Source organism: Pelomonas caseinilytica (genome assembly GCF_021353235.1).
GTDB classification, from domain to species: Bacteria; Pseudomonadota; Gammaproteobacteria; order Burkholderiales; family Burkholderiaceae_C; genus Pelomonas; species Pelomonas caseinilytica.
Genome location: NZ_JAJTWT010000001.1, coordinates 114,311 through 140,013, shown reverse-complemented (window position 1 = coordinate 140,013; position 25,703 = coordinate 114,311). Strand labels below are relative to the sequence as shown.

The window sequence follows — 25,703 nt, the reverse complement described above, 5'->3', positions numbered from 1 at the left end:
TTGTGCACTGCAACAAATTAGGGGAGGCCGCGGAGTCAAGCCGGTCCCGCTATCGTTGCCGGCCCGATGCTCGCCTTCCATTCCGACGCCCACAGCCTGGCCCTCCCGCCGGGCCATCGCTTCCCGCAGTCCAAGTACCGGCTGCTGCGCGAGCATTTCGAGCGCGAGCCGGGCCGGCTGCGCATGCGCCCGGCGCCGGCCGCCACCGAGGGTGAACTGGCCCTGGCGCACACGCCGGACTACGTCGACGCGGTGCTGCTGGGCCGGCTGAGCGCAGCCCAGCAGCGCGAGATCGGCTTCCCGTGGAGCCCCTCCATGGCGGAGCGCTCGCGGCGCTCTGTCGGAGCCAGCATCGCCGCGGCGCGGGCGGCGCTGGAGGAGGGCGTGGCGGCCAACATGGCCGGCGGCACCCACCACGCCTATGCCGACAAGGGCTCGGGCTACTGCGTCTTCAACGACGTGGCCGTCGCCGCGCGCCTGATGCAGGCCGAATGGGGCCGGCGCCACCGCAGCCTGCTCAAGGTCGTGGTCATCGACCTCGACGTGCACCAGGGCAACGGCACGGCGGCCATCTTCCGCGACGACGACACCGTCTTCACCTTCTCCATGCACGGTGCCCGCAACTTCCCCTTCCGCAAGGAGCCGAGCGACCTGGACGTGGACCTGCCCGACGGCTGCGGCGACGCCGATTACCTCGCCGCCCTCGACCTCGCGCTGGCGCAGATCTGGCGCCGCTTCGAGCCGGGCCTGGCCTTCTATCTGGCCGGAGCCGACCCCCACGAGGGCGACCGCCTCGGCCGGCTCAAGCTGTCGCAGGCGGGGCTGGCGGAGCGCGACCGCCGCGTGCTGGCCGCGCTGCGCGAGCGCCGCATCCCGGTGGCGCTGAGCATGGCCGGCGGCTACGGGCACGACCTGGCCACGACGGTTGCCGTCCAGGTCAACACGCTGAACCTCGCCGCTGAAGCCTGGGCGACATGGCCGGGCCGGGCCGCGTGAAAGAATGTGCCGGATGTCCAGCCCCCGCCCCCAGCCCGACACCCGCGACGCCTACCCCCGCTTCGTGCCGCTGACCACGCGGTGGATGGACAACGACGTCTACGGCCACCTCAACAACGTCGTCTACTACAGCCTCTTCGACACGGCGGTGAACAGCCTGCTGATCGACGCTGGCGCCCTCGACCTGCATGCGGGCGAGGTCATCGGCCTGGTCGTCGAGACGCACTGCAACTTCTTCGAGTCGCTGGCCTTCCCCCAGCGCATCGAGGCCGGCGTGCGCGTCGCCCATCAGGGCCGCTCCAGCGTGCGCTACGAGATCGGCCTCTTCGCCGAAGGGGCGCCCACCTGCGCGGCGCGGGGTCATTTCGTCCACGTCTACGTCGACCGCGACAGCCGCCGCCCGGTGGCCGAACTGCCCGCCGCCTACCTCCAAGTCCTGAGCACCCTGACCCCATGAGCCGATTCGACACCCCGACGCCCGAGCAGACCGCCGCGGTCGACGCCGCCATCAAGAGCCGGCATTCGCTGCGCGCCTTCCTGCCCACGCCCGTGCCGCGCCAGACGTTGGAGGACATCCTCGAGGTCGCCTCCTGGGCCCCCTCGGGCACCAACACCCAGCCCTGGCAGGTGCACGTGCTCACGGGCGCGGCGCTCAAGCGGCTGTCCAGCCGCGTGCAGGCCGCCTACCTGGATCCCGAGCAGAACGCCGCCCACCGGGAGGAGTACGCCTACTACCCCACCGAGTGGCGCAGCCCCTACATCGACCGTCGCCGCAAGGTTGGCTGGGACCTGTACGGCCTGCTCGGCATCGCCAAGACCGACAAGGCCCGCATGCAGCACCAGCATGGCCGCAACTTCATCTTCTTCGACGCGCCGGTCGGCCTCATCTTCACCATCGACCGCGTGATGCAGCAGGGCTCGTGGCTGGACTACGGCATGTTCCTGCAGAACATCATGGTCGCCGCCCGCGCCCGGGGCCTGCACACCTGCCCGCAGGCGGCCTTCACGCAGTTCCACCGCCTCATCGCCGAGGAGCTGCAGCTGGGCGAGGAGCAGATGCTGGTCTGCGGCATGTCGCTCGGCTGGGCCGACCCGGCCGCGGTGGAGAACAGCCTCGTCACCGAGCGCGCGCCGGTGAGCGAGTTCGCTCGCTTCCTGGAGGACTGATGGCCTTGGCCGGTTCCGACCTCGGCCTCGCCTGGGTCCCGCCCTTCGCGGGCCTGCTCGGCGGCCTGTCCTCGGTGCTCGACAACGCGCCCACCTACCTCGCCTTCTTCAACCTCGCGGGCGGCGACGCCCAGCGGCTGATGGGCGAGGGCGCCGCCGTGCTGGCGGCCATTTCGGGCAGGGCCGTCTTCATGGGCGCCATGACCTACATCGGCAACGCGCCCAATTTCATGGTCAAGGCCATTGCCGAGGAGCGCGGGCTCAGGATGCCGAGCTTCGGCGGCCATGTGCCGTGGTCGGGCGCCGTGCTGCTGCCCCTGCTTTTCGTGATGGCGTGGATATGGATGCGTTGAAGAAGAAGGTGCTGGTGGCCCGGCGGGCGCCTGCCGCCGTGATCGAGCGGCTGGCGGCTCATTTCGAGATCGACGCCGTGCCGGACGACCGCGTCCTGCCGCCCGACGAGCTGCGTGCGCGGCTGCAGGGCAAGGCCGGCGCCTACATCACCGGCACCGAGCGCATCACCGCCGAGCTGCTCGACGCCTGCCCGGACCTGCGCGCCGTCTGCACGATGAGCGTCGGCTACAACCACATCGACCTGGCCGCCTGCACCGCGCGCGGCGTGCTGGTCACCAACACGCCGGACGTGCTGACCGAGACCACGGCCGACTTCGGCTTCGCCCTGCTGATGGCCACGGCCCGGCGCATGAGCGAGGGCGAGCGGCTGCTGCGCGACGGCGGCTGGAAGAGCTGGGCCTGGGACTTCCTCGCCGGCGCCGAGGTGCACGGCACGACCCTTGGCATCCTGGGCATGGGCCGCATCGGCCAGGCCATCGCCCGGCGCGGGCGCTTCGGCTTCGGCATGCAGGTCGTCTATCACAACCGCTCGCGGCTGGCGGCCGACACCGAGGCGGAACTCGGCGCCCGCTACCTGGCCAAGGACGAGCTGCTGCGCCAGGCCGACCACCTCGTCCTCGTGCTGCCCTATTCGGCCGAGGCCCACCACTGCATCGGCGCGGCCGAGATCGCGCTGATGAAGCCCACGGCCACCCTCGTCAACATCGCCCGCGGCGGCATCGTCGACGAGGACGCCCTGGCCGCGGCCCTGCGCAAGCGCCTCATCGCCGCGGCGGGCCTGGACGTTTTCGAGGGCGAGCCGCGCGTCAACCCGGCGCTGCTCACCCTGTCCAACGTCGTGCTCACGCCCCACATCGCCAGCGCCACGCTGCCCACGCGGCAGGCCATGGCCCTGCTCGCGGCCGACAACCTCGTCGCCGCCCTGACCGGCGCCGTGCCGCCGACGCCGTTGAACCCCCAAGTCCTGTCCGCATGAAACGCCGCCTGCTCACCCTCCTTTCCGTGTTGTGCCTGCTCCCCGCGCTCGCCGCGGCCCAGTCGGGGCCGAAGCGCCCCAAGCCACCGCAAGTGCAGCCCGATCCCGAACCGGTGGTCGAAGACAAGACGGCGCGTGATCCGAAGAAGTTCGCCGCGCTGTCGGTGTTGGGCGACAGCGTGCAGCTCATCAACCTGACCCCGGCGCGCGGCGACACGGCCCAGTCGGGCGAGTGGACGGCTTCTCCCGCCGGCGGCCTGGACAACGCCGTGCTGCAGGCCCTGAACGCCGCGGTCACCGCCTCCGGCACTGGACGCGAGATCAAGCTCTACACCTCGTCGACGCGCAGCCTCTTCGGCGACCCTGCCAACCTCTTCGTCGACGGCAAGCTCAGCCTGCCCGGCAAGCTCGGCGAGGCCGTGCGCCAGAGCGGCGCGGCGCGGCTGTTGCTGGTCACGCGCAGCCGGCAGGAGGCGGCGCTCGCCGCGGCCCTGCCGGCGCGCATCCTCGCCAGCCTGGAAGGCCCCGGCTTCGTGCTGGACCAGCGCCCCGCGGGGCAGATCGGCTTCGACGGCCAACCCGGGCTGCCGGTGCTCGCGCCCTTCGTGTCCATCCGCGTGGCGCTGGTGGACCTGGCCGACCTCAGGCTCAAGCGCGAGCAGTCCCTGGCCGTCGCCGGCCGCCTGCCGGTGACGCCCGAGGCCGCGGCCAACCCCTGGGCGGCGACGACGGCCGAGCAGCGCGTGAAGGCCCTCGAAGCCCTCATCGAGGCCGAGCTACCCAAGGCCGTGAAGTCTCTGGTGGCGCCCTAGGCCATTGCCCCGCGCGGGACAATCTCCGGCATGACCCTGTTCGACCTCCTGCTGCTGGCCCTGCTGGCCCTCATCCTCGTCCTGCTGGCCCTCATCTGGGCGCGGCAGAAAACCCAGGCGGTGCTGCCGCCCGAACTCTTCCTGCCGCTGCAGCAGGGCAACGAGCGGCTGGAGCGCGAACTGCGCGACGAGTTGGGCCGCAGCGCCAGCTCCACCCGCCAGGAACTGGTGCAGGGCCTGGCCCAGTTCCAGCAGGTGCTGACGCAGGGACTGCAGGGCAGCAACCAGTCCCTCGCCCAGCAGGCCCTGGCCGCCCGCGAGGCCCAGGACGCCGCCGCGCTGCGCAACGCGCAGGCCCAGGCCGAGGGCCTGCAGCGCCTGACAGAGTCCATGCGCCAGCAGCTGCAGGCCATGTCGGCCAGCCACGAGCAGCGCCTGGCCGAGATGCGCCAGACCGTCGAACAGCGCCTGACCAGCATCCAGCAGGACAACGAGAAGAAGCTCGAGCAGATGCGCGCCACCGTCGACGAGAAGCTGCACGCCACGCTGGAGCAGCGGCTGGGCGAGAGCTTCAAGCAGGTGGCCGAGCGGCTGGAGCAGGTGCACAAGGGCCTGGGCGAGATGCAGAACCTCGCCCGCGACGTCGGCTCCCTCAACCGCGTGCTCACCAACGTCAAGACGCGCGGCGTCTTCGGCGAGGTGCAGCTGGCCGGCCTGCTGGAGCAGGTGTTCACGCCCGAGCAGTACGCCTGCAACGTCGCCACGCTGCCGGGCTCCAACGAGCGGGTGGAGTACGCCATCTCCCTGCCGGGCCAGCGTGACGACGGCAAGCCGCTGTGGCTGCCCATCGATGCCAAGTTCCCCCGCGAGGACTATGAGCGCCTGCTCGACGCCCAGGAGCGCGCCGATGCGCCCGCGGCCGAGGCCTCGGGCAAGGCCATCGAGGCGCGGCTGCGCATCGAGGCGCGCACCCTGCGCGAGAAGTACATCGCGCCGCCCCACACCACCGACTTCGGCATCCTCTTCGTGCCCACCGAGGGCCTGTACGCCGAGGCCCTGCGCCGCCCCGGGCTGGTGGAGGGCCTGCAGCGCGAGTTCAAGGTCATGCTCTGCGGCCCGACCACGCTGCTGGCCACGCTGACCAGCCTGCAGATGGGCTTTCGCACCCTGGCCCTGGAGAAGCGCTCGGCCGAGGTCTGGGAGGTGCTGGGCGCCGTCAAGACCGAGTTCGGCAAGTTCGGCGACGTGCTGGCCAAGGCCAAGAAGAAGCTCGAGGAGGCCGGCAACACGCTGGACGCCGCCGAGGTCCGTACCCGCGCCATGACGCGCAAGCTCAAGACCGTCGAGGCCCTGCCTGACGATGCAACCCAGCGCATGCTGCAGCTGGGCGCGGGCGAGGACGTCGAGTGAGCGACGGCCCGCCGGCCCCCAAGCAGAACCTGCGCCACGCCTTCGTGTGGCTGATCGCCACGCTGATCTGCGTGCATGCCTGCATGGCCGTCACGCGCGTCACGGCCAGCCTGTGGGTGCTCAACCGCGGCTACGGCGAGGCCTCGGTCGGGCTGCTGCTCAGCCTCTTCGCCGTCGCCCCCATCGTGCTGTCGCTGTGGGCCGGCCGGCTGGCCGACCGGCATGGCTTCCACCGCCCGGTCGGCGTGGGGGTGCTGCTGGCGGGTGCCGGTGCGCTGCTGGCCCTGGCCGTGCAGCAGCTGTGGGCCATCGCCATCGGCTGCCTGCTGTGCGGCGGCGCCATCGCCGTGGCGGCCGTGGCCATGCAGCGCGAGGCGGGGCTGATGGCCGAAGAGCCCGGCCAGCTCAAGCGCGTGTTCAGCTGGATGGCCCTCGGCCCGGCCCTGTCCAACGCCCTGGCCCCGGTCATCGCCGGCCTGCTCATCGACCACGTCGGCATGAGTGCGGCCTTCGGCTTCGCGACGGCGTTGCCGCTGCTGGCCTGGGCGCTGGCGCTGAAGGTGCCGCGCCACCGGCCCGAGCCCGTCACGCGCAGCTTCCGCGAGCCGGCGGCCTGGCAGCTCTTTCGCATGCCGGCCTTCCGGCGGCTGATGCTGGTCAACCTCGTCATGTCGGCCTGCTGGGACGCGCACAGCTTCGTCGTGCCCGTCGTCGGCCATGCGCGCGGGCTGTCGGCGTCCAGCATCGGCATCGTGCTCGGCAGCTTCGCCGTCGCGGCGACCTGCGTGCGCCTGGCCATCGTGCGCTTCGCCGACGACCTGCACGAGGTCAAGGCCCTGCGCGCCGCCATGGTGGTGGCCATGCTGACCTTCCTGGCCTATGCCTGGCTGCCCGGCACAGCCGGCCTGATGGCGGGTTCGGCCGTGCTGGGCCTGGCCCTGGGTTCGGTGCAGCCCATGGTGCTGGCCATGCTGCACCGCGTGACGCCGCCGGAGCGCCACGGCCAGGCGCTAGGCCTGCGCATGCTCTTCGTGAACGGCGCGACGATGGCCATGCCCGTCGGCTTCGGCCTGCTCGCCGCCGCCACCGCCCTGGCCGCGCCGATGTGGCTGATGGCCTCGCTGCTGCTGGTGGCGCAGGCGCCGGCTCGTAAGCTCTGAGTGTGCCCCTGGCCCAGCCTCGCGCGCTGGACGCGGCCCGCAATGCCGCCGTTTCAGCACTCGCCGCTGACCGCACAATCGGACTGACCGAGCCACACGCCCCGAGAGGCAAGACATGATCTTCGACGTCGCCCACCAGGAGGCCACGGCACGTCAGCGGCGCACCGTGGCGCTGCTGTGCCTGGGTGTCGGCCTGTCGGTGCTGCTGGCCCTGCCGGTGGCCTCGCGGCGCCTGGAGTCCATGCCCCACATCGCGGGCATCTACGGTGCCAGCGCCGCCATGATCGACCTGGCCACCTTCTGGCTGCTGCTGTCCTCGCAGCGGCCGTCGCGGCCCTTGCGCGTCGTGGCGGCGGCCTACCTCTACGCGGGGCTCATGGCAGTGCTGCACGTGCTGACCTTCCCGGGCGCGCTTCTCCAGGAGGAGTCGATCCTGGGCAACGGCAACGTCGCGAGCTGGCTGTTCATCGCCTGGCGCACCGGCTTCCCCGCCTTCATCCTCTGGGCGGTGTGCTGCGAGATCCGCGTGCCCGGATCGGCGGCGGCAGGGGCCGCCAGGCGCGAGGCGCCGCCGGCCCTGATGGCGGTGGGCGTGGCGGCGGTCAGCCTGCTGGCGGCGTTGGCGGCCGCGGAGGTGCCGTCTCTGGTGCCCGGGCCGCTCGGCCCGCAGTTCAGCCTGCTCAGTTCGGCGGGTGCCTACGCGGGTGCCGTCGTGTCGGGTGTCACCCTGGCCCTGATCTATCGGCACGGCCTGACCTGGCGGGCCCTGTACGTGTGGCTGATGCTGGTGCTGGTGTCGGAGACGGCGGGCATCTGGCTGAGCACCTACAGCGGCGGTCGCTACACGGTGGCCTGGTACGGCGCGCGGGCCGAGGGGCTGCTGGCCAGCGCCATCGTGCTGGTGCTGCTGGCCTCGCACATCCGCGAGCTGCAGTCGCGCCTGAGCACCGCCGTCGTCGAGCTGAGCGAACGCACCGACGCCCTGCAGGCCGAGATCCAGCACCGCGAGCGGGCCGAGCGCATGCTGGTGCAGTCGCAGAAGCTCGAGGCCGTGGGCCAGCTGGCGGCGGGCCTGGCCCACGACATCAACAACTTCATGCAGGTCGTGGGCATCCGCGCCGAGCTGATGCGCCGCCGTGTGGGCGACGTCGTCGAGGCGGACGTGGCCGTCATCCAGCGCAACGTCCGCAAGGCCGAGAACCTGACGCGCCAGCTGCTGCTGTTCTCCGGCCGCCGCCAGCTGCAGTCGCGCACCGTCTGGCTGCAGCGCAGCCTGCCGGCCTTCCTGGAAGGCTTCAAGCCCGTACTGGGAGACCGGCTGGAGGTGCGGCTGGACCTGCCCGCCGCCGCCTGGCCGGTGTTTGTCGACCCGACCGAACTCGACATCGCCCTGGCCAACCTGCTCACCAATGCCCGCGACGCCACGCCGCCCGGCGGGCGCGTGACGGTGCGCGTCGCCAACCAGGCGGCCGAGGGCGTCCGGGGCGAGCAGGTGTGCGTGGAAATCCAGGATGAAGGCCAGGGCATCCCGGCGGCGACCCTCGAACGGGTGTTCGAGCCTTTCTTCACCACCAAGGAGCCGGGCAAGGGCAGCGGGCTGGGGCTGTCCCAGGTCTATGCCTTCGTGCGCGGCAGCGGCGGCGAGATCGTCATCGACAGCCTGGTGGGCCGCGGGACGACGGTGCGCATGAGCTTCCCCCGCCATGCCGTCGCCACCGAGTCCGGGCCCGACGAGCCGTCGGCCGCCACGGCGCCCTCGCCGGGCAGCGTGGTGCTGCTGGTGGACGACAACCCGGACGTGCTGGAGGCCACTTCGGCCCTGCTGCAGCAGGCCGGCCTCGCGGCGCGCACGGCGGCCAGCGCGGCTCAGGCCGTGGCCCTGCTCGACGGCGGCCTGCGCCCCGACATGCTGGTGTCCGACATCGTCATGCCGGGCGGCATGGACGGCCTGGGCCTGGCGCAGCTGGCCCGCCAGCGCCTGCCGTCGCTGCGCATCGTGCTGGCCACGGGCTACAGCTCGGCGGCAGCGGATGCCCGCGCGCAGGGTTTCACGGTGCTGCGCAAGCCCTACGAGTCGGCCCGGCTGCTCACGGCCCTGCAGGAGCCGGCCGGCGGCGTGACCGCGGCCTGACGCCCGCCATGACCATGGCCAAGGCGATGACGAGGAACATGCTCACGAAGGCCAACCATGCATAGGGACGCAAGGTGGGAATGCCGATGAGGATGAGGCCGTCGTTGGAGCCGGGGATCAGCAGGCTGCCCCAGGCCATCAATACGCCACCCCCGAGGCAACGCAGCAGTTTTGCGGACGCGGGCCGTGTCGAGCGCCAACGTCCGGCGGTGAGACCGCCGAGCAGAGCCCCAAGGTACAGCGTCGCCAGAAGGAAGAGTGGCAGCCATCCCGGCCGGTCCTGCGCCCTTGCCAGGTTGGCCAGCACATCGGTGTAGGCCCAGGGGCCGGCGGACAACAGCGTGATGACGAAGGTGGCGCCGATGACGATGGTCGCCGCATGGGGCGACCAGACTTTCTGCGCCAGGACCTGCAGCCGGCCTGGCTGCCGCAGGAGTGCGAGCGCCGGCCACAGCCGCCAGCAGGCGTAGGCCACGAACAGCGGCGCCAGCAGGGCGGCGCTACCTTCCACTGGCGAGGCGTGGGCCAATGCCATCGCAGCCGGCCGGGCGAACAGGGCCTGCGCGCTGAGGCAGCCGGCATAGAAGCCGATGGGCGTGGCGATGTAGGCCCAGTCGCCCGAGCCCAGACGGGCGATGGCACCGAACACACAGGCCTGGTTGACCCAGGCACCCAGGCCCAGCAAGGCTCCGCCCACCACCGACCATGCGCTTGCCGCGAAGCCGGGCGGCATGCTGCCCGCCAGATGGAAAAGCTGCGCCAGGGACAGGCCACCGGCGACCCACAGCGAAGCCTCCAGCATGGCGGCCAGGCGGTGGGCACGTCTGGCGTTGAGCACCTCTTCCACCGCGGCCACCATGCAGGTGCCGCCGCGCTGGATGGCGTAGCCCATGGCGCCCACACACACCAGGGCGGTGAACCAGGCGGCCGTCATACGTGCTCGACGACACCCTCAATGGGGTCGGTGGGTTCGCGCCAGGGCGAGCGTTCGATCATGCGCAGCGTGTCGGCATAGCCGGCCTCGCGGCGCGCCTTGACGCCGGCCGGCGTGAAGTCGATGTCCTTGGTGTGGTCTTCCCCCTCCAGGCGGGGGGCGAGCAGGTGGGCCACGTGCATGGTGGTGCCGCAGCCCCAGGAGGCGAGTTCCTTGATGGCCGGGTCGGCCTGCTTGCTCGCCGGCAGCTGCTGCGTGAGCTGGCGGATGACGTGGCGCAGGCGGTGGATCTGCTTCTGCCGCGCGATATGGCTGTCGGCGCGGCTGGCGTACTGGATGTCCTTTTGCCGGCCCAGCACCTGCCAGATGGACTCGGGCTCGGGCGCCGTCTGGTGCCACACGTTGACGGCGAAGATCAGCGAGTCGCGGCGGCGCCGGTCGTCCAGCACGGCCTCGATGGGTGTGTTGGAGTACAGGCCCCCGTCCCAGTACGGCTCGCCTTCGATGCGCACCGCCGGGAAAGCCGGCGGCAGGGCGCCCGAGGCCATCACGTGCTCCACGCACAGGGGCTCGTACTGGCTGTCGAAGTAGCGCATGGCACCGCTGCAGGCGTTGACGGCGCCCACGGTCAGACGCGTGGGGCCGTCTTGCAGGCTCTCGAAGTCGACGAGTTCAGCCAGTGTCCCGCGCAGCGGCTCGGTGCTGTAGTAGGCGGCGGATTCCACGCCCAGGTTGGCCCGCATGCCGCGAAGCGCCGCCATGCTGGGCTCGAAGAAGGCCGGGATGCCGCGCATCACCGTCGTCATGTTGGCCACCCAGTTGCCCATGCCCAGCCAGTCCAGCGGGCCGGCGGTGGTGACCGGCTGCTCCACATGCCGCCAGAAGGCGTTGAGCCTGTCCATGCGGCGCTCGGGTGGGTTGCCGGCGATCAGGGCCGCGTTGATGGCACCGATGGACGTGCCGATGACCCAGTCGGGCTCGATGCCGGCGTCGTGCAGCGCCTCGTACACGCCCACCTGGTAGGCGCCCAGCGCCCCGCCGCCTTGCAGCACCAGCACCACCTGGCCGGGCAGGCCCGGGGGCGATGCAGTGCGGGCTTTGCGAGCGGAGGTGGCGGTGGTATTCATCGGCTGTCTCGTTCGGGTTCGGTGAGGCAAGGGTCGTGGATGATGGCCGTGGCCTTACATCATCTTTTCCGTCGTGGGTGGGCTGGGCCCGGGTTCACTGCGCCGTCCAGCCGCCTTCGAGGGGCAGGATGGCGCCGGTGATGGACGCGGCGTCGTCGGAGCAGAGGAAGGCGGTGAGGGCCGCCACCTGCTCCACGGTGACGAACTTCTTGGTGGGCTGCGCCGCCAGCAGCACGTTGCGCACCACCTCGTCGGGCGTGATGCCGCGGGCCTTGGCGGTGTCGGGGATCTGCTGTTCCACCAGCGGTGTCAGCACGTAGCCGGGGCAGACGGCGTTGACGGTGATGCCGCCTTCGGCCACCTCCAGCGCCACGGTCTTGGTGAAGCCGGCCACGCCGTGCTTGGCCGTCACGTAGGCGGACTTGTAGGGGCTGGCCACCAGCGCGTGGGCCGAGGCGATGTTGACGATGCGCCCGAACCCCTTCTTCTTCATCGCCGGCAGTGCCAGCCGCGTGGTGTGGAAGCTCGCCGACAGGTTGATGGCCAGGATGGCGTACCACTTGTCGACGGGGAACTCGTCCACCGGCGCGACGTGCTGGATGCCGGCGTTGTTGACGAGCAGGTCGATGCAGCCGAACTCGGACAGGGCCTTGCCCATCATGTCCTCGATGGCTTCCGGGCGGCTCATGTCGGCGCCGTCGTAGCGCACCTGCACGTCGTATTGCTCGGCGAGTTCGTCGCGCAACCGTGCGATCGCGGCTGCGTCGCCAAAGCCGTTGAGGATGATGTTGGCGCCCTGAGCGGCCAGCGTGCGCGCGATGCCCAGGCCGATGCCTGAGGTCGAGCCCGTGACGAGGGCGGTCTTGCCGATGAACATGGTGGGGTGCTCCTAGGGTTGCGTGGGTCGGGCCGGCGGCGTTTCAACGTCCGTCGTGCGCGTGAAGCGCAGGTGGGTGACGTCGGCGGGAAAGAAGAGGCTCCAGGTCCACTCCACCCAGATGCGCACCTTGCGGCCCAAGGTGGGCATGCGCATCAGGTAGTAGGCGCGCCACAGCAGCCAGGCCGGCAGCCCGGCGAGCTTGATGCCGAAGACCTGGGCCACGCCGCGGTGGTGGCCGGTCGTGGCCATCATTCCGCGCGACACATGGTGGAAGGGGCGGGTGGATTCGCCCGCGATGTGGCGCAGCAGGTTGCGCGCCAGCTGCCGAGCCTGGGCCACCGCGAACTGCGCGGTAGGCGGACTCGGCTGGCCGCTCGCCAGATTGAGCGTGGCGGCGCAGTCGCCGAGGGCCCACAGGCCGGGGCGCCCGGATACCTGGCCATCGGGGTCGGTCACGATGCGGCCTCGCAGCGTCTGCACGCCCAGGCGCTCCACCAGCGGATTGGCGCGCGCACCGATGGTGCAGACCACGGTGGCCGAGGCCACGCGAGTGCCGTCGGCCAGGTCCACGCCGTCGGCGTGCACCCGGGCGGCGCGGGCACCCAGGCGCACGTCCACGCCGCGCTCGGCCAGGGACTTCGCGGCGGCGGCGCCCAGGGCCGCAGGCAACTCGGGCAGCAGGCGCTCGCCGTCGTGCAGCAGCGTGACGCGCAGCTCGCGAGCCTTCACACGGGGGTAGCAGCGGTGCGCGCTGCGGATGAAGTCGATGACCGCACCGGCCACTTCCACGCCGGAGAAGCCGCCGCCGATGACGACGAAGTGACCCAGCGTGCGCCGTTGCGCCTTGTCGGCGCTCAGCTCGATGTGGGCCAGGCGTTGCAGCAGCCGGTTGCGGATGTGCATCGCGTCGCCCACCAGCTTCAGCGGCAGCGCGTGATCTGCCAGGCCCGGGATGATGTCGAGGTTGGCGCGTTGGCCGAAGGCCAGCACCAGGTGGTCGAAGCGCATCTCGAGCGGCCCGGCCAACGTGGAGCAGCTCAGCGTCCTGGCCTCGTGGTCGACCCGCTCCAGCCGGCCCATGATGAAGCGCGTGACCGCCAGCATCTCGCGGATGGGGGCGATGACGTGCTCGGGGAACACGGCCGCGCCCACCACCTCGGCCAGCATGGGGTTGAAGGTGGTGTAGCTCTCCTCACTCAGCAACACGAGTTGCCAGCCCGGCGGCAGCGGCGCTTCCAGCGCGCGGGCCAGGGTGGTGCCGGCAAAGCCGCCGCCGGCGATCACGATGGTCTTCAGCGGCGGCGTGGAGGGCGGGGTGGAGGTGTTCATTGGGCTTCTCGGCAATGGGGAGAAGCTTAGGAATCGGGCCTCCAACGCGGAAATCGCAACAATTCATCGCGCCATCGGCGGCGGTTATCGGCGGCGTGCTTTTTCACTGAAAGGTTTTGCCTCCGGCCGCGACGCAGGTGCGCATGGAGCTCTACCAGATCCGCTATTTCCTGGCCGTGGCCGACACGCTGAACTTCACGCGCGCATCGGAGCGGTCCTTCGTGTCTCAGCCCGCGCTGACCAAAGCCATACAGCGGCTGGAGGAGGCGATCGGCGGGCGGCTGTTCGACCGCACCAAGAACTCGGTGCAGCTCACCGAACTGGGCCTGGGCATGCTGCCCAACTTCCGCCACATCTACGAGACGGCCAACCACGCCCGAGAAGAGGCCCGGCGCCTCATGCGCATGCAGCGCAAGGTGGTGCGCGTGGGCGTCATGTGCACCATCGACTTCCACCAGGTCCTGCCGGGCTTTGTCGAAAGCCAGGAGGGCCGCACCGAGGTGGAATTGAGCTTTCGGGAGGGCAACCTGGAGGCGCTGACCGATGCGCTGGACCAGGGCGACGTCGACCTGGGCATCATGTGCTCGCCCTACGAGATGCCCAAGCGCTTCGCCGCCACGCCCCTGTTCCGCGAAGACTATGTGCTGGCCATCGGCGACGACCACCGCTTCAGCGGCCGCACCAGCGTGGAGATGGCCGAACTCAACCGCGAGCGCTATTGCGAGCGCGTGATGTGCGAGTTCTCGACCTACATCGAGCGGCTGCTGCGCGACCGCGGCGTGCGGCTGGAGGTGGTGCAGCAGTCCTCCCGCGAGGACTGGATACAGGCCCTGGTGCGCGCCAATTTCGGCGTGGCCTTCATGCCCATCTCCATCGCCCGGGCCGCCCGGCTGGCGTATGTGACCATGTCGGACGTGCCCATCGTGCGGGAGGTCAGCGTGCTGACCCAGGCCGAGCGGCCCACCAGTGCGGCCCAGCAGGCCGTCATCGACTCACTGGTGAACCACGGCTGGGACGAGGGCCTGCCGGGGTGACCCCCTGGAGCCAGCCATCGGCTGCTGCTTGATCGCTGGGCAAGCTGCCGGCAAGCTGGCGCTTTGTAAACTGGGCCATCGCGACTGCCATGGGACACCATGACCGACTTTGCGCGCCAGGTCGAAGGCTTGCGCCCCCACTTGATGAGGTTTGCGCGGGCTCAGTTGAGGAACGATGCATGGGCCGAGGACGCCGTGTCCGAATGCCTGCTCGCCGCGCTGGAGCGCCCGCAGTCCTTCAGCGGCCAGTCCCAGCTCAAGACCTGGCTCATCGGCATCCTGAAGCACAAGCTCGTGGACCAGCTGCGTCGCAACACCCGCGAGGCGACCGTGCTCGTCGGCGAGGACGGCGAAGACCTCTTCGACGACCTGTTTCAAGCCGATGGCCACTGGCGCGAGGCGCCGCGCGACTGGGGCGACCCCGACGCCGCCTGTTGCCAGAAGCAGTTCTTCGAGGTGCTGCAGCTCTGCTGCGAGCACTTGCCGCCCACGCAGGCCCGCGTCTTCATGATGCGCGAGTGGCTGGAACTGGAGTCCGATGAGATCTGCCGCGAGCTGGCCATCACGTCGGCCAACCTGTGGGTGCTGCTGCATCGTGCGCGCCTGAGGCTGCGGGATTGCCTGCAGCTGCGCTGGTTCGACAAGGCGGAGGCAGCCGCCTCATGAAGAACACCCTGACCTGTCGCGAGGCCGCGCGCCTGCTGCTCGAAGACGAAGACCACGAACTGCCGACCGCGGAGCGCCTGGCGCTGCAAGTCCACGTGAAGATCTGCTTCGCCTGCCAGCGCTTCGTTTCTCAGCTGAACCTCATGCGCCGCGCGACACGAGCCTGGCGCAAGCACAGCGAGACCGCAGATGACGAGGCCTTCCCCGACTAGGGCCTGTTCACACGACGGCGACCCCTGCCGTCGTGGGAACAGGCCCTGGGGCATGCAAAGGCGCAGGCGGCCGTAGCGGCCGGACCTGCGGCCTGCGCGGGCCGCGCGGAAGCCCCGCGCCTGCGAGCTCGTCCCAACGGGCGCCCACGTGGTCGCCAGAGGTGCTGGCGCCTTACATCGACGTGCGTCACCGGTTCAGGGGGCGACGCGCCTCGTAAGGACCAGGCCCGTCGGCAGACCAAGCCCAGCGCCTTCGGCCACAGGACTCGAAAGCGCGCGCATCCACCGGGCCTGGCCCATTGCTCACCGAGGAACTCTCATGGACATGCAGAAGTCTTTCGTCTCCACCGTCGTCGGCGCGTTGTTCGCCACCGCACTCGCCACCGGCCCTTCCCTCGCCGCCGCGCACGACGACCGCGATCACGGCCTGGGCCGCGCCACCTTGCTGGTGACGAGCACCAACAACGCGACCTCCAACAACATCGTCGTCTTCCGGCTGGACACCGGCGCTGCGCCCTCGCTGCAATACGTGACCTCACTCGCCACCGGCGGCGCTGGTGGTGCCGGCGGCAATGCCGGCCTGGTGCAGTTCCACGACGGGGTCGGGGCGGTTGCCAACTACGGGTCGAACACGGTGACCCAACTGGTGCGCCTGGGCGACTTCGTCTACGTCGGCCGCAGCATCGGCCTTGCATCAGGCTGCACCAAGCCGGTCTCCGTCGCACTGAAGCATGACCACCTTCTTGTCGCTGGCGCCAACTGCGTCGAGGCTCACGACTGGCCGTCGGGCAAGCTGGATGGCGCGGCGGTGTCGCTCCCCAACGCGTCGGCGGCGCAGGTCGTGGCCGGGCGCAGCTGGGCGGCCGTGACGATGAAGTCGGGCTCGATCATGCAGCTGCCGTTGAACAAGCACGGGGCCCTTGCCGGTACCGGCACCGTGGTCGCCCTGCCCGCCGGTGCCAACGACACGCCGCTGGGCGCCGCCTTCTGGGGCGACATGCTGGGCTTCAATCCCGCCCACAGCCCCAACAGCCTGGCCCTGGTGAACAGCGACCGCATGGTCTACCCCATCGCCGGCCCGACGCCCGCCTTCCCCAACGGCAACGCCCCGTGCTGGCTCGTCAAGGGCCCGGGCAACCTCTGGTACTCCGGCAACACACCGGCCAAGGCGATCTCGATCTTCTTCAGCGACGGCGTGGGTGGCAGCTTCTACAAGTCGGTACCGCTGCCCGGTGCGCCCACCGACCTCACCATCTCCCCCGACGGCAAGTGGCTCGCGGTGATCTACACCGCCGCGGATGGCGCCCACATCGCGGCCTACGCGATCGACGCCTACGGCGACCTCACGCCGACCGCCAGCACGCCTGCCATCGGCATCGCGAGCTTCAACGGTGTGGCGTTCAGCCAGTAAGCGCTTGCGGGGACTCGGCGCCGGCGGAGATGGCCGGCCTGAGAGCCGGGGCTGAAGCGGCGGACGGGAGCCAATGCGGCCTGCTCAGCAGCCGCCGTGGTGCTCAGGCCTCCGCCGGACCTCCAGCCCGGAACGCCTGGCTCGGGAGGACGGCTTTGCAGCGTTGTCGGTCACTCGGGCGTAAAGGCCGAACTCACGCGGACTGGCATCAAGCGGTCGCTTGGCCCGGCGACCGCGAACAGCACGGAAGGTCAGCAGTACGAGGTGCAGCGGTCGTTGGACTCAAGCAAGCCCTCAGTGCCGCTCCGAGGACTGCTTCTCTCCGACCTGAACTTGCGGTGCCGACCCATTGCAGCCGTCCGACTCCCGGCCGGAACGGCGCGATCAACAGTTGAACGGACGCTTTGTCTCGCTCAGCACCTGAGGCAAGCCTGATGGCAAATAGGTCATCCAAGTGAAGAGGTCAATCTGGGAGCCATCACGACCGCCCTGCGAGAACAACCCGCGATTGGCGAATCGGCGGTAGACCAATGTGCGCTGGGTCGCTTCCAGATAGCCGTTCAGCGCGTCGCGTCGGACGAACAGGCCATTGCGTCGCTTCCCCTGGTGGCTCGTCGCTATCCCTGGCGCTCAGCGACAGCGCCACCCACTCTGCGCCGTCGTTCGAGGTACGAACGATGCAGTCGCCATGTGGCGTGAAGTCGTCGGTCCGCACCCACTGTTTGACGTCGCCCGTCCTGTCAGGGAAGGCGTACCTTGGCCCTTGGATGACCTCGTCGGGATAGTCTCGCGGCGGGGTGATGTCCCGGACATCGGTCAAGTCGGCCTTGCGGACATCGACAGACCACAAGTGTGCCGGGCCGGCCTTGCGACCCGAGTAGGAAGGCTTAGGCTGCACGTTGTCGGCCAGCACGCCCAGCAGTCGATGAAGCAGTGTCCAGTAATACTTCTTGCCGAGTCGGTCGGCGTACCCTTTGCGGCTGCGACCGTTCCCGAACTCGCCGCTGATGGCGCGGTCCGTCTTAAGAGCGCACTGGTTGCTGCCTGGGTAGCCGAGCCGAAGAACCTCGACCATCAGCCAGCAGGCGATGTTCTCGTGAGATATACCTGCGGCACCGAGGTCAAAGTCGCGAATCTTCGACTCGACTTGGTAGCGCCAGAAGTCGGGCAGCATGCCCGATCCCCAGAGCTCCATGTTCGTGGGCAGGTGCTCCAGGTCCAAGAGCGGCTTCCCTGCGAACGCGGACTCCAAGTTCCAACAACCGTTCGAGTTGCGGCGGAGGCGGTCCGGCCAAGGCGCTCATCGTTGAGCAACGGGCTTTGTGCCCCAGGGAAGACCGAGCCGCCTGCCGGCATGGTGGGTTGCGTCCTGAGCCCGCCGCACGCCGTTCACGGCGCAGCCCATGCCCCCAGGGTTCCGGCGAGGCAGGCGCGCGGCCCGTGCGCGGGATGGCGCGTCGGGCCTTGATGCGTTCTTGATAAGGGCGGCGCGAATCTTGTCGGCGTTTTGACGCCCGGTTTTCAAGAATGCCTCCCATCGAAGGAGGTGTCATGGACATCGTGTTTCCGGGCCTGGGCGCTGCCCTGGTTCTCGTGACGGCGCTGGCGGCCTGGGGCTGCGAGCGGCTTCGCGGTCAACGCAGTGGAGGCCGCGCATGAGTGCTTTTGATTGGGTGTCGGCCGGACTGGTGGGGGTGCTCGTGGCCTACCTGTTCTGGGCCCTGCTGTTCCCGGAGGACCTGACGTGAATGCCTCGGCCTGGATTCAACTGGTCGCCTTCCTCGTCGTCCTGCTGGCGCTGGCATGGCCGCTGGCGCGGTGGATGCACGCGGTCATGGATGGCCGTGTTCGATGGCTGCGTCGTGTCGAGCGGGGGCTGCTGAAGCGGGCCGGCGTCGATGCCGATGCCGATGCCGAGCAGGGGTGGCTGCGTTATGCGCTGGGCCTGCTGGTCTTCAATGCGCTGGGCGTGCTGGCCGTGTATGCGCTGCAGCGCCTGCAGCAGTGGCTGCCGCTGAACCCGCAGGGCCTGGGGCCGGTCGCGCCGGATTCCGCCTTCAACACGGCGGTGAGCTTCGTGACCAACACGAACTGGCAGGGCTACGGCGGCGAGACGACCATGAGCTATCTGACCCAGATGCTCGCGTTGACGGTGCAGAACTTCCTGTCCGCTGCCACCGGCATCGCCGTCGTCGTCGCGCTGCTGCGCGGCTTCGCGCGCCACTCGGGGCAGGCCATCGGCAACGTGTGGGCGGACTTGGTCCGCGCCACGCTGTGGGTGCTGCTGCCGCTGTCCTTCGTGTTCGCCCTGGTCCTTGCGGGCATGGGTGTCGTGCAGACGTTCAAGCCCTACCAGGACGTGACCACGGTCGAGGCCCAGAGCTGGCAGGAGCCCAAGGTGGACGCGGAGGGCCAGCCCGTCAAGGGCGCGGACGGCCAGCCCGTCGTGGAGGACAGGAGCGGCCAGAGCCAGAGCATCGCCCTGGGCCCGGTCGCCTCCCAGCTCGCCATCAAGATGCTGGGCACCAACGGCGGCGGCTTCTTCAACGCGAACTCGGCCCACCCCTTCGAGAACCCGACCGCGGCGACCAACGCGCTGCAGATGCTGTCCATCTTCCTGATCCCGGCGGCGCTGTGCTTCGTCATGGGGCGGCAGGTGGGCGACATGCGCCAGGGCTGGGCGCTGCTGGGGGCGATGACGGCGATGTTCGCCGTCGCCGTCGCCGTGGCCACGGCGGCCGAGCAGGCGGGCAACCCGCGCCTGGCCGCCCTGGGCGTGGACGACCAGGCGAGCGCCACCCAGCCGGGCGGCAACATGGAGGGCAAGGAGGCTCGCTTCGGCATCAACGCGTCCAGCCTGTTCGCCGTCATCACGACCTCGGCCAGCTGCGGTGCGGTCAACGCGATGCACGACAGCTTCACGCCTTTGGGCGGCGCCGTGCCCCTGGTCATGATCCAGCTGGGCGAGGTGGTCTTCGGCGGCGTCGGCGCGGGCCTGTACGGCATGCTGGTGTTCGCCGTCCTCGCCGTCTTCGTCGCCGGCCTGATGATCGGCCGCACGCCGGAATACCTGGGCAAGAAGATCGAGGCCCACGAGATGAAGATGGCGTCGCTGGCCATCCTGCTGACGCCGCTGGCGGTGCTCGTGGGCACGGCCATCGCCGTCGCCGTGGAGCCGGGCAGGGCGGGCATCGCCGCGCCCGGCGCGCATGGCTTCAGCGAGGTGCTGTACGCGCTGTCCTCGGCCGGCAACAACAACGGCAGCGCCTTCGCCGGCCTGTCGGCCAACACGCCCTTCTACAACCTGCTGCTGGCCCTGGTCATGTGGATCGGCCGCTTCGGCGTCATCGTGCCGGTGCTGGCCATGGCCGGGTCTCTGGCCGCCAAGAAGCGCCTGGCGCCGGGGGAGGGCACGCTGCCCACGCATGGCCCGCTCTTCGTCGTGTTGCTGATCGGCGTGGTGCTGCTGGTCGGCCTTCTGAACTATGTGCCGGCGCTGGCCCTGGGGCCTGTCGTCGAGCACCTGATCCTGTGGGGGGCGGCATGAGTCGCGAATCCTTGTCCCGCAAGGGCTTCTCGCTGTTCGACCCGGCGCTGACCCGCTCGGCCCTGGTCGACGCCTTCCGCAAGCTGGACCCGCGCACCCAGCTGCGCAACCCGGTGATGTTCGTCGTCTACCTCGGCAGCCTGTTGACCACGGCGCTGTCGGTGGCGCGGCCCGACGGCTTCGTCATCGCCGTCACCGTGTGGCTGTGGTTCACCGTGCTGTTCGCCAACTTCGCCGAGGCCCTGGCCGAGGGCCGGAGCAAGGCCCAGGCCGCTTCGCTGCGCGGCCTCAAGAAGGAGACCTGGGCCAAGGTCGTCGATGCCTGGAAGCCCGGCATGGGCCGCGAGGGGCTCAAGTGGCATCCGCGCGAGGCCAGCACCCTGCGCAAGGGCGAGGTCGTTTTCATCGAGGCCCACGACGTCGTGCCGGCCGATGCCGAGGTCGTCGAGGGCGTGGCGTCCGTGGACGAGAGCGCCATCACCGGCGAGTCCGCACCCGTCATCCGCGAGAGCGGTGGCGACTTCTCCGCGTTGACCGGCGGCACCCGCGTGCTGTCGGACTGGGTCGTCGCCCGTGTCGCCGTCAACCCGGGCGAGACCTTCGTCGACCGCATGATCGCCATGGTCGAGGGCGCCCAGCGCAAGCGCACGCCCAACGAGATCGCGCTGACCATCCTGCTCGTCGCGCTGACGCTGGTTTTCCTCGGCGTCTGTGCCACGCTGCTGCCGTTCTCGCAGTTCAGCGTGGCGGTGGCGGGCTCCGGCCGACCCGTGGGCATCGTGGTGCTCGTCGCCCTCCTGGTGTGCCTGATCCCGACGACCATCGCGGGCCTGCTGTCGGCCGTGGGCGTGGCCGGCATGAGCCGCATGCTGCAGGCCAACGTCATCGCGACCTCGGGCCGCGCCGTGGAGGCCGCCGGCGACGTGGACGTGCTGCTGCTCGACAAGACCGGCACCATCACCCTCGGCAACCGCCAGGCCGACGCCTTCTGGCCCGTGGACGGCACCAGCGAGGCCCAACTGGCCGACGCGGCTCGCCTGGCATCGCTGGCCGACGAAACGCCCGAGGGCCGCAGCATCGTGGCGCTGGCCGACCGCAAGTTCGGCAGCAAGGCCGCGCCGGCAGAGCAGGGCGTGTTCGTGCCCTTCACGGCGCAGACGCGCATGAGCGGGGTGGACCTGGGCAGCCGCCTGATCCGCAAGGGGGCCGGCAGCGCCGTGCGCAGCCACGTGGAAGCCCTGGGCGGACGCTGGCCGGCCAGCGTGCAGGCGGCGGTGGACGAGGCCGCGCGCCGCGGCAGCACGCCCCTGGTGGTGGCCGACGGCGTGCAGGTGCTGGGCGTCGTCGAGCTGAAGGACATCGTCAAGCCGGGCATCAAGGAGCGCTTCGCGCAACTGCGCCGCATGGGCATCAAGACGGTGATGGTCACCGGCGACAACCGCCTCACGGCGGCGGCCATCGCCGCCGAGGCCGGTGTGGATGACTTCCTCGCCGAGGCCACGCCCGAGGCCAAGCTGACGCTGATCCGCGAGCACCAGGCCCAGGGCCGCCTCGTGGCCATGACGGGCGACGGCACCAACGACGCGCCGGCGCTCGCCCAGGCCGACGTGGCCGTGGCGATGAACACCGGCACCCAGGCCGCCAAGGAGGCCGGCAACATGGTTGACCTCGACAGCAATCCGACCAAGCTCATCGAGGTCGTGGAGACTGGCAAGCAGATGCTGATGACGCGCGGTTCGTTGACGACCTTCTCCATCGCCAACGACCTGGCCAAGTACTTCGCCGTGCTGCCGGCGGCCTTCGTGTCGACCTACCCGCAGCTGGCCGCGCTGAACGTGATGCGGCTGCAGAGCCCGAACTCGGCCATCCTGTCCGCCGTCGTCTTCAACGCGCTGATCATCGTCGTGCTGATCCCGCTGGCGCTCAAGGGCGTGCGCTACCGCGCCATCGGCGCCGCGGCCCTGCTGCGCCGCAACCTCCTCGTCTACGGCCTGGGCGGCGTCGTCGTGCCCTTCATCGGCATCAAGCTCATCGACCTCATCCTCGGCGCGCTTGGCCTGGCCTGAAGCCCCGGCCGCAGCCCATCCTCGGAGTTCCATCATGTCCACCTCGCCTCCCGTTCCCGCCGCCACCGTGGCGCCCGCGGACGTTCCGCTGTGGCGCCCCGCGCTGACCCTCTTCGCCCTGCTGAGCCTGGTGACGGGCCTGGTCTATCCGCTGGCCGTCACCGGCATCGCGCAGACGCTGTTCCCCGAGCAAGCCAACGGCAGCCTCATCGTGCGTGACGGCAAGGCGGTTGGTTCGGCGCTGATCGGCCAGGCCTTCACCGACCCCGGCCACTTCTGGAGCCGCCCGTCGGCCACCGGCCCTATGCCCTACAACGCCGCCAACTCGGGAGGCAGCAACCTCGCGCCCACCGCGCCCGCGCTGGCCGACGCCGTGAAGGCGCGCATCGCGGCGCTGCGCGCGGCGGACCCCGGCAACGCGGCGCCGGTGCCGGTCGACCTGGTCACCACCTCCGCCAGCGGCCTGGACCCGCACATCAGCCGCGCCGCGGCCGACTACCAGGCGGCCCGCGTCGCGCGCGTGCGCGGCCTGCCGCCGGCCCAGGTGCAGGCCCTCGTGGAGCGCTACACCGAGGGCCGGGCGCTCGGCTTCATCGGCGAGCCTCGCGTGAACGTGCTCCGGCTCAACCTCGCCCTGGACGCCTTGGCGCCGCCGGCCGCCGGCAGGCGAAACTCATCCACTCCTTGAAGTGAAACCTTAAAGGCAACCACAGAGGCACGGAGGCACAGAGGAAACACGGAGCTTTTATCTCTGTGGCTCCGTGCCTCTGTGGTTGCATTTCTCCACCCGTGATCGAACCCCGCCGTGACTGACACCCGCCCCGACCCCGACGCCCTGCTGGCCAAGGTGCAGCAGGAGGAGGCCGCAGCCCGGCGCGGCCGGCTGAAGATCTTCTTCGGCGCGAACGCCGGCGTCGGCAAGACCTTCGCCATGCTGGCCGCGGCGCATGCGGCCAAGCAGCAGGGCCGCCCGGTGCGCATCGGCGTCATCGAGACGCACGGCCGCGCCGACACCGAGGCCATCGCCCGCGACCTCGCGCGCCTGCCGCTCAGGGAAGTGCCCCACCGCGGCCGGGCCCTGCGCGAGTTCGACCTCGACGCCGCGCTGGCCTGGGGGCAGGCCGAACCCGGCGGCGTGCTGCTGCTGGACGAGCTGGCCCACAGCAATGCGCCGGGCTCCCGCCACACCAAGCGCTGGCAGGACGCGCAGGAGCTGCGCGAAGCCGGCATCGAGGTCTGGACCACGCTGAACGTGCAGCACCTCGAGAGCCTGAACGACGTCGTCGGCGGCATCACAGGCATCCGCGTGCAGGAGACGCTGCCGGACCGGGTGTTCGACGAGGCCGACGAGGTCGTCGTCGTCGACCTGCCGCCCGACGAGCTGCTGCAGCGCCTGAAGGAGGGCAAGGTCTACCTGCCCGCCCAGGCGGAGCGCGCGGCGGCCAACTTCTTCCGCAAGGGCAATCTGCTGGCGCTGCGCGAACTGGCCCTGCGGCGCACGGCCGACCGGGTGGACGACCAGATGCAGGCCTACCGGCGTGAGCACAGCGCGGCGGCGGTCTGGCCCAACCGCGAGTCCCTGCTCGCCTGTGTCGGCCCGGGCGCGGCGAGCGACAAGGTGGTGCGCAGCGCCGCGCGGCTGGCCCAGCAGCTCGGCCTGGAGTGGCACGCCGTGCACGTCGAGACGGCCCGCGGGCTGGGCGAGGCGGCGCGGCAGACGGTGCAAAGGACGCTGGAGCTGGCCAAGTCCCTGGGCGCGCGCACGGCCGTGCTCTCGGCACCGGAGGTCGCCCCTGCGTTGGTGGGTTATGCGCGCGAGCACAACCTGTCGCGCCTCGTCGTCGGCCGGCGCGAAAGCGCCTGGCGCTGGCCGGGCCGCCAGGCGCTGGCCGAAGCGCTGAGCCGGCAGGCCGAGGACATGGACGTGCTGCAGGTGGCCCTGCCCGTGGCCCGGCGCGAGCCCGAGGCGCCGGTGCTGCAGGCGCGCGGCCTGCTGGCGCCGCATGCCCTGCGCGGCTATGCGGCCTCGCTGGCGGGCGTCGGCCTGACCTCCCTGCTGGCCCATGCCCTGCTGGGTTTCATGGCGCCCACCAACATCGCGATGCTCTACCTGCTCAACGTGGTGGGCGTCGCGCTGAGGTTCGGCCGCGCGCCGGCCGCGCTGACGGCCTTGCTGGGCGTGGCGGCGTTCGACTTCTTCTTCATCGAGCCGCGCTGGTCCTTCGCGGTCGGCGACGCCCAGTACCTGGTGACCTTCGCCGTGCTGCTGGTGGTGGGCCTGGTCGTCGGCCAGCTCGCCGCGGTGCTGCAGGCCCAGGCCCGGGCGGCCCAGGAGCGCGAGCGGCGGGTGCGCGGCCTGTACGCCATGTCGCGCGACCTCGGAGCGGCCCTCGTGCCCGCACAGGTCGCGGAGATCGCGGCGCGCTTCCTGCGTGCCGAGTTCGGCATCGCCTCGGCCGTGCTGGCACCGCCGCTGGTGCCCACGGCCGGGCGGGACGTGCTGGCCGTCCTGCCCGGGGCCACCGCCGAGCCGGACCTCGGCGTCGCCCAGTGGGCCTTCGACCACGGCCAGCCCGCCGGCTCGGGCACGGACACGCTGCCGGCCAGCGCCTGCCTGATGCTGCCGTTGAAGGCGCCCATGCGGCTGCGCGGCGTGCTCGCCGTCGACGGCCAGGGACGGCGCTGGCTGCCGGACGAGCGCGAGCTGCTCGACACCTGCGCTGCCTTGCTGGCCATCTCGCTGGAGCGCATCCACTACATCGAGGTGGCCCACCAGAGCACGCTGCAGATCGAGTCCGAGCGCCTGCGCAATTCGCTGCTGACGGCGATCTCCCACGACCTGCGCACGCCGCTGGCGGCGCTGGTCGGCCTGGCGGACGCGCTCAGGCTGGCCCCGCCGGCCCTGAGCCCGCAGCAGGCCGAGGTGGCCGAGGCCATGCGCCGCTCCTCCCTGCGCATGAGCGCCCTGGTGGCCAATCTGCTGGACATGGCCCGGCTGCAGTCCGGTGCCGTGCAGTTGAACCGTCACTGGCTGCCGCTGCAGGAGGTGGTGGGCAGCGCGCTCGCCGGCCTCGACGAGGTGCTCGCCGGCCGCGAGGTGACGGTCGACCTGCCCGCCGAGCTGCCGCTGGTGGAGATCGACGCCGTGCTGATCGAGCGCGTGCTCGTCAACCTGCTGGAGAACGCGGCCAAGTACACCCCGCCGGGCGGGCCGGTGGGCATCCAGGCCCGGGTGGCGGGGCGCCACCTCGAGATCGACGTGGTCGATGCGGGGCCGGGCTTTCCCGTCGGCCGCGAGGCGCGGCTGTTCGACAAGTTCGAGCGCGGCGACCGCGAGAGCGCCACGCCTGGCGTCGGGCTGGGGCTGGCCATCTGCAAGGCCATCGTCGAGGCGCATGGTGGGCGGATCAGCGCCCACAATGCCGCCCATGGCGGTGCTTGCGTGAGGGTCGAGTTGCCCCTCGGCGAGCCGCCGGCGTAGTTGGAGGAGC

At 70.6% G+C, this 25,703-nt stretch carries 22 protein-coding genes and 1 pseudogene; 18 read left to right on the top strand and 5 right to left on the bottom strand.

Translation table 11 applies throughout. The features are described from left to right. The first annotated feature begins 66 nt into the window (after positions 1-66). The 9 genes and pseudogenes from LXT12_RS00650 (at position 67) to LXT12_RS00610 (ending at position 9,006) form a co-directional block, all read left to right on the top strand. On the top strand, positions 67-996 hold the full coding sequence (locus LXT12_RS00650) for a histone deacetylase family protein (RefSeq protein ID WP_233388457.1): 930 nt from the start codon (positions 67-69) through the stop codon (positions 994-996). A 13-nt stretch (positions 997-1,009) separates the two neighbouring features. Continuing rightward, positions 1,010-1,453: an acyl-CoA thioesterase gene (locus LXT12_RS00645; protein WP_327575057.1), complete on the top strand. Its 444-nt coding sequence runs from the start codon at positions 1,010-1,012 to the stop codon at positions 1,451-1,453. After that, a complete protein-coding gene (locus LXT12_RS00640; protein ID WP_233388455.1) occupies positions 1,450-2,163 on the top strand; it encodes a nitroreductase in 714 nt (237 codons plus the stop codon). The genes LXT12_RS00645 and LXT12_RS00640 overlap by 4 nt, the downstream gene beginning before the upstream one ends. Positions 2,164-2,222: 59 nt before the next feature. Next, positions 2,223-2,516 (top strand): annotated as a pseudogene (locus LXT12_RS00635) (sodium:proton antiporter); the annotation flags it as partial. Beyond that, the gene (locus LXT12_RS00630) at positions 2,504-3,493 is read left to right on the top strand and encodes a 2-hydroxyacid dehydrogenase (RefSeq protein WP_233388454.1); all 990 of its coding nucleotides are present in this window, start codon (positions 2,504-2,506) and stop codon (positions 3,491-3,493) included. The pseudogene LXT12_RS00635 and the gene LXT12_RS00630, both read left to right, overlap by 13 nt. Beyond that, the gene (locus tag LXT12_RS00625; RefSeq protein WP_233388453.1) at positions 3,490-4,305 is read left to right on the top strand and encodes a hypothetical protein; all 816 of its coding nucleotides are present in this window, start codon (positions 3,490-3,492) and stop codon (positions 4,303-4,305) included. Before LXT12_RS00630 ends, LXT12_RS00625 begins: the two co-directional genes overlap by 4 nt. 30 nt (positions 4,306-4,335) lie before the next feature. Further along, positions 4,336-5,715, top strand: a complete 1,380-nt coding sequence (locus LXT12_RS00620; RefSeq protein WP_233388452.1) for a DNA recombination protein RmuC — start codon at positions 4,336-4,338, stop codon at positions 5,713-5,715. Beyond that, positions 5,712-6,875 (top strand): MFS transporter, encoded by a 1,164-nt coding sequence (locus LXT12_RS00615; RefSeq protein WP_233388451.1) that lies wholly within the window; start codon positions 5,712-5,714, stop codon positions 6,873-6,875. Before LXT12_RS00620 ends, LXT12_RS00615 begins: the two co-directional genes overlap by 4 nt. Positions 6,876-6,990: 115 nt before the next feature. Beyond that, positions 6,991-9,006, top strand: coding sequence for an ATP-binding protein (locus LXT12_RS00610; protein ID WP_233388450.1), 2,016 nt, complete (start codon positions 6,991-6,993; stop codon positions 9,004-9,006). Here LXT12_RS00610 and LXT12_RS00605 read toward each other — a convergent pair. From LXT12_RS00605 to LXT12_RS00590, 4 genes are all read right to left on the bottom strand, one after another. Further along, entirely contained in the window at positions 8,963-9,940 is a 978-nt protein-coding gene (locus LXT12_RS00605; RefSeq protein ID WP_233388449.1) for a YeeE/YedE thiosulfate transporter family protein, read from the bottom strand. The two genes, LXT12_RS00610 and LXT12_RS00605, sit on opposite strands and share 44 nt — an antisense overlap. Continuing rightward, on the bottom strand, positions 9,937-11,067 hold the full coding sequence (locus tag LXT12_RS00600; protein WP_233388448.1) for a patatin-like phospholipase family protein: 1,131 nt from the start codon (positions 11,065-11,067) through the stop codon (positions 9,937-9,939). Before LXT12_RS00600 ends, LXT12_RS00605 begins: the two co-directional genes overlap by 4 nt. Before the next feature lie 94 nt (positions 11,068-11,161). Further along, complete coding sequence (locus LXT12_RS00595; RefSeq protein ID WP_233388446.1) at positions 11,162-11,944, bottom strand: 3-hydroxybutyrate dehydrogenase; 783 nt, start codon at positions 11,942-11,944, stop codon at positions 11,162-11,164. 12 nt (positions 11,945-11,956) lie between these two features. Then, positions 11,957-13,276, bottom strand: a complete 1,320-nt coding sequence (locus LXT12_RS00590; protein ID WP_233388444.1) for an NAD(P)/FAD-dependent oxidoreductase — start codon at positions 13,274-13,276, stop codon at positions 11,957-11,959. Positions 13,277-13,392: 116 nt separating this feature from the next. Here LXT12_RS00590 and LXT12_RS00585 point away from each other — a divergent pair, with 116 nt between their 5' ends. The 4 genes from LXT12_RS00585 (at position 13,393) to LXT12_RS00570 (ending at position 16,599) form a co-directional block, all read left to right on the top strand. Then, positions 13,393-14,310 (top strand): LysR family transcriptional regulator, encoded by a 918-nt coding sequence (locus tag LXT12_RS00585; RefSeq protein WP_233388442.1) that lies wholly within the window; start codon positions 13,393-13,395, stop codon positions 14,308-14,310. Positions 14,311-14,409: 99 nt separating this feature from the next. Next, positions 14,410-14,976, top strand: coding sequence for a sigma-70 family RNA polymerase sigma factor (locus tag LXT12_RS00580; protein WP_233388439.1), 567 nt, complete (start codon positions 14,410-14,412; stop codon positions 14,974-14,976). Beyond that, positions 14,973-15,188, top strand: a complete 216-nt coding sequence (locus tag LXT12_RS00575; RefSeq protein WP_233388437.1) for a zf-HC2 domain-containing protein — start codon at positions 14,973-14,975, stop codon at positions 15,186-15,188. Before LXT12_RS00580 ends, LXT12_RS00575 begins: the two co-directional genes overlap by 4 nt. Before the next feature lie 325 nt (positions 15,189-15,513). Beyond that, positions 15,514-16,599: a lactonase family protein gene (locus tag LXT12_RS00570; RefSeq protein ID WP_233388435.1), complete on the top strand. Its 1,086-nt coding sequence runs from the start codon at positions 15,514-15,516 to the stop codon at positions 16,597-16,599. A 478-nt stretch (positions 16,600-17,077) separates the two neighbouring features. On the opposite strand, the gene LXT12_RS00565 is transcribed toward LXT12_RS00570, so the two are convergent. Then, the gene (locus LXT12_RS00565; protein WP_233388434.1) at positions 17,078-17,821 is read right to left on the bottom strand and encodes a hypothetical protein; all 744 of its coding nucleotides are present in this window, start codon (positions 17,819-17,821) and stop codon (positions 17,078-17,080) included. A 433-nt stretch (positions 17,822-18,254) separates the two neighbouring features. Between LXT12_RS00565 and LXT12_RS00560 the strand changes: the two genes are divergently transcribed. From LXT12_RS00560 to LXT12_RS00540, 5 genes are all read left to right on the top strand, one after another. After that, positions 18,255-18,347: a K(+)-transporting ATPase subunit F gene (locus LXT12_RS00560; RefSeq protein WP_233388431.1), complete on the top strand. Its 93-nt coding sequence runs from the start codon at positions 18,255-18,257 to the stop codon at positions 18,345-18,347. Next, positions 18,344-20,146, top strand: coding sequence for a potassium-transporting ATPase subunit KdpA (kdpA, locus tag LXT12_RS00555; protein WP_233388429.1), 1,803 nt, complete (start codon positions 18,344-18,346; stop codon positions 20,144-20,146). Before LXT12_RS00560 ends, kdpA begins: the two co-directional genes overlap by 4 nt. Next, positions 20,143-22,212 (top strand): potassium-transporting ATPase subunit KdpB, encoded by a 2,070-nt coding sequence (gene kdpB, locus LXT12_RS00550; RefSeq protein ID WP_233388427.1) that lies wholly within the window; start codon positions 20,143-20,145, stop codon positions 22,210-22,212. The genes kdpA and kdpB overlap by 4 nt, the downstream gene beginning before the upstream one ends. Positions 22,213-22,246: 34 nt before the next feature. Then, complete coding sequence (gene kdpC, locus LXT12_RS00545) at positions 22,247-22,900, top strand: potassium-transporting ATPase subunit KdpC (RefSeq protein ID WP_233388425.1); 654 nt, start codon at positions 22,247-22,249, stop codon at positions 22,898-22,900. A gap of 117 nt (positions 22,901-23,017) precedes the next feature. Further along, complete coding sequence (locus LXT12_RS00540; RefSeq protein WP_233388423.1) at positions 23,018-25,693, top strand: DUF4118 domain-containing protein; 2,676 nt, start codon at positions 23,018-23,020, stop codon at positions 25,691-25,693. The last annotated feature ends 10 nt before the right edge of the window (positions 25,694-25,703 follow it).

What these genes read in the sequence shown, in the direction of transcription:
- LXT12_RS00595 (WP_233388446.1), bottom strand. Translation starts at nt 11,944, where the DNA reads ATGTTCATCGGCAAGACCGCCCTCGTCACGGGCTCGACCTCAGGCATC.
- LXT12_RS00630 (WP_233388454.1), top strand. Translation starts at nt 2,504, where the DNA reads ATGGATGCGTTGAAGAAGAAGGTGCTGGTGGCCCGGCGGGCGCCTGCC.
- LXT12_RS00575 (WP_233388437.1), top strand. Translation starts at nt 14,973, where the DNA reads ATGAAGAACACCCTGACCTGTCGCGAGGCCGCGCGCCTGCTGCTCGAA.
- LXT12_RS00580 (WP_233388439.1), top strand. Translation starts at nt 14,410, where the DNA reads ATGACCGACTTTGCGCGCCAGGTCGAAGGCTTGCGCCCCCACTTGATG.
- LXT12_RS00590 (WP_233388444.1), bottom strand. Translation starts at nt 13,276, where the DNA reads ATGAACACCTCCACCCCGCCCTCCACGCCGCCGCTGAAGACCATCGTG.
- LXT12_RS00570 (WP_233388435.1), top strand. Translation starts at nt 15,514, where the DNA reads ATGCAGAAGTCTTTCGTCTCCACCGTCGTCGGCGCGTTGTTCGCCACC.
- kdpB (WP_233388427.1), top strand. Translation starts at nt 20,143, where the DNA reads ATGAGTCGCGAATCCTTGTCCCGCAAGGGCTTCTCGCTGTTCGACCCG.
- LXT12_RS00640 (WP_233388455.1), top strand. Translation starts at nt 1,450, where the DNA reads ATGAGCCGATTCGACACCCCGACGCCCGAGCAGACCGCCGCGGTCGAC.
- LXT12_RS00610 (WP_233388450.1), top strand. Translation starts at nt 6,991, where the DNA reads ATGATCTTCGACGTCGCCCACCAGGAGGCCACGGCACGTCAGCGGCGC.
- LXT12_RS00625 (WP_233388453.1), top strand. Translation starts at nt 3,490, where the DNA reads ATGAAACGCCGCCTGCTCACCCTCCTTTCCGTGTTGTGCCTGCTCCCC.
- LXT12_RS00560 (WP_233388431.1), top strand. Translation starts at nt 18,255, where the DNA reads ATGAGTGCTTTTGATTGGGTGTCGGCCGGACTGGTGGGGGTGCTCGTG.
- LXT12_RS00620 (WP_233388452.1), top strand. Translation starts at nt 4,336, where the DNA reads ATGACCCTGTTCGACCTCCTGCTGCTGGCCCTGCTGGCCCTCATCCTC.
- kdpC (WP_233388425.1), top strand. Translation starts at nt 22,247, where the DNA reads ATGTCCACCTCGCCTCCCGTTCCCGCCGCCACCGTGGCGCCCGCGGAC.
- LXT12_RS00645 (WP_327575057.1), top strand. Translation starts at nt 1,010, where the DNA reads ATGTCCAGCCCCCGCCCCCAGCCCGACACCCGCGACGCCTACCCCCGC.
- LXT12_RS00600 (WP_233388448.1), bottom strand. Translation starts at nt 11,067, where the DNA reads ATGAATACCACCGCCACCTCCGCTCGCAAAGCCCGCACTGCATCGCCC.
- LXT12_RS00605 (WP_233388449.1), bottom strand. Translation starts at nt 9,940, where the DNA reads ATGACGGCCGCCTGGTTCACCGCCCTGGTGTGTGTGGGCGCCATGGGC.
- LXT12_RS00650 (WP_233388457.1), top strand. Translation starts at nt 67, where the DNA reads ATGCTCGCCTTCCATTCCGACGCCCACAGCCTGGCCCTCCCGCCGGGC.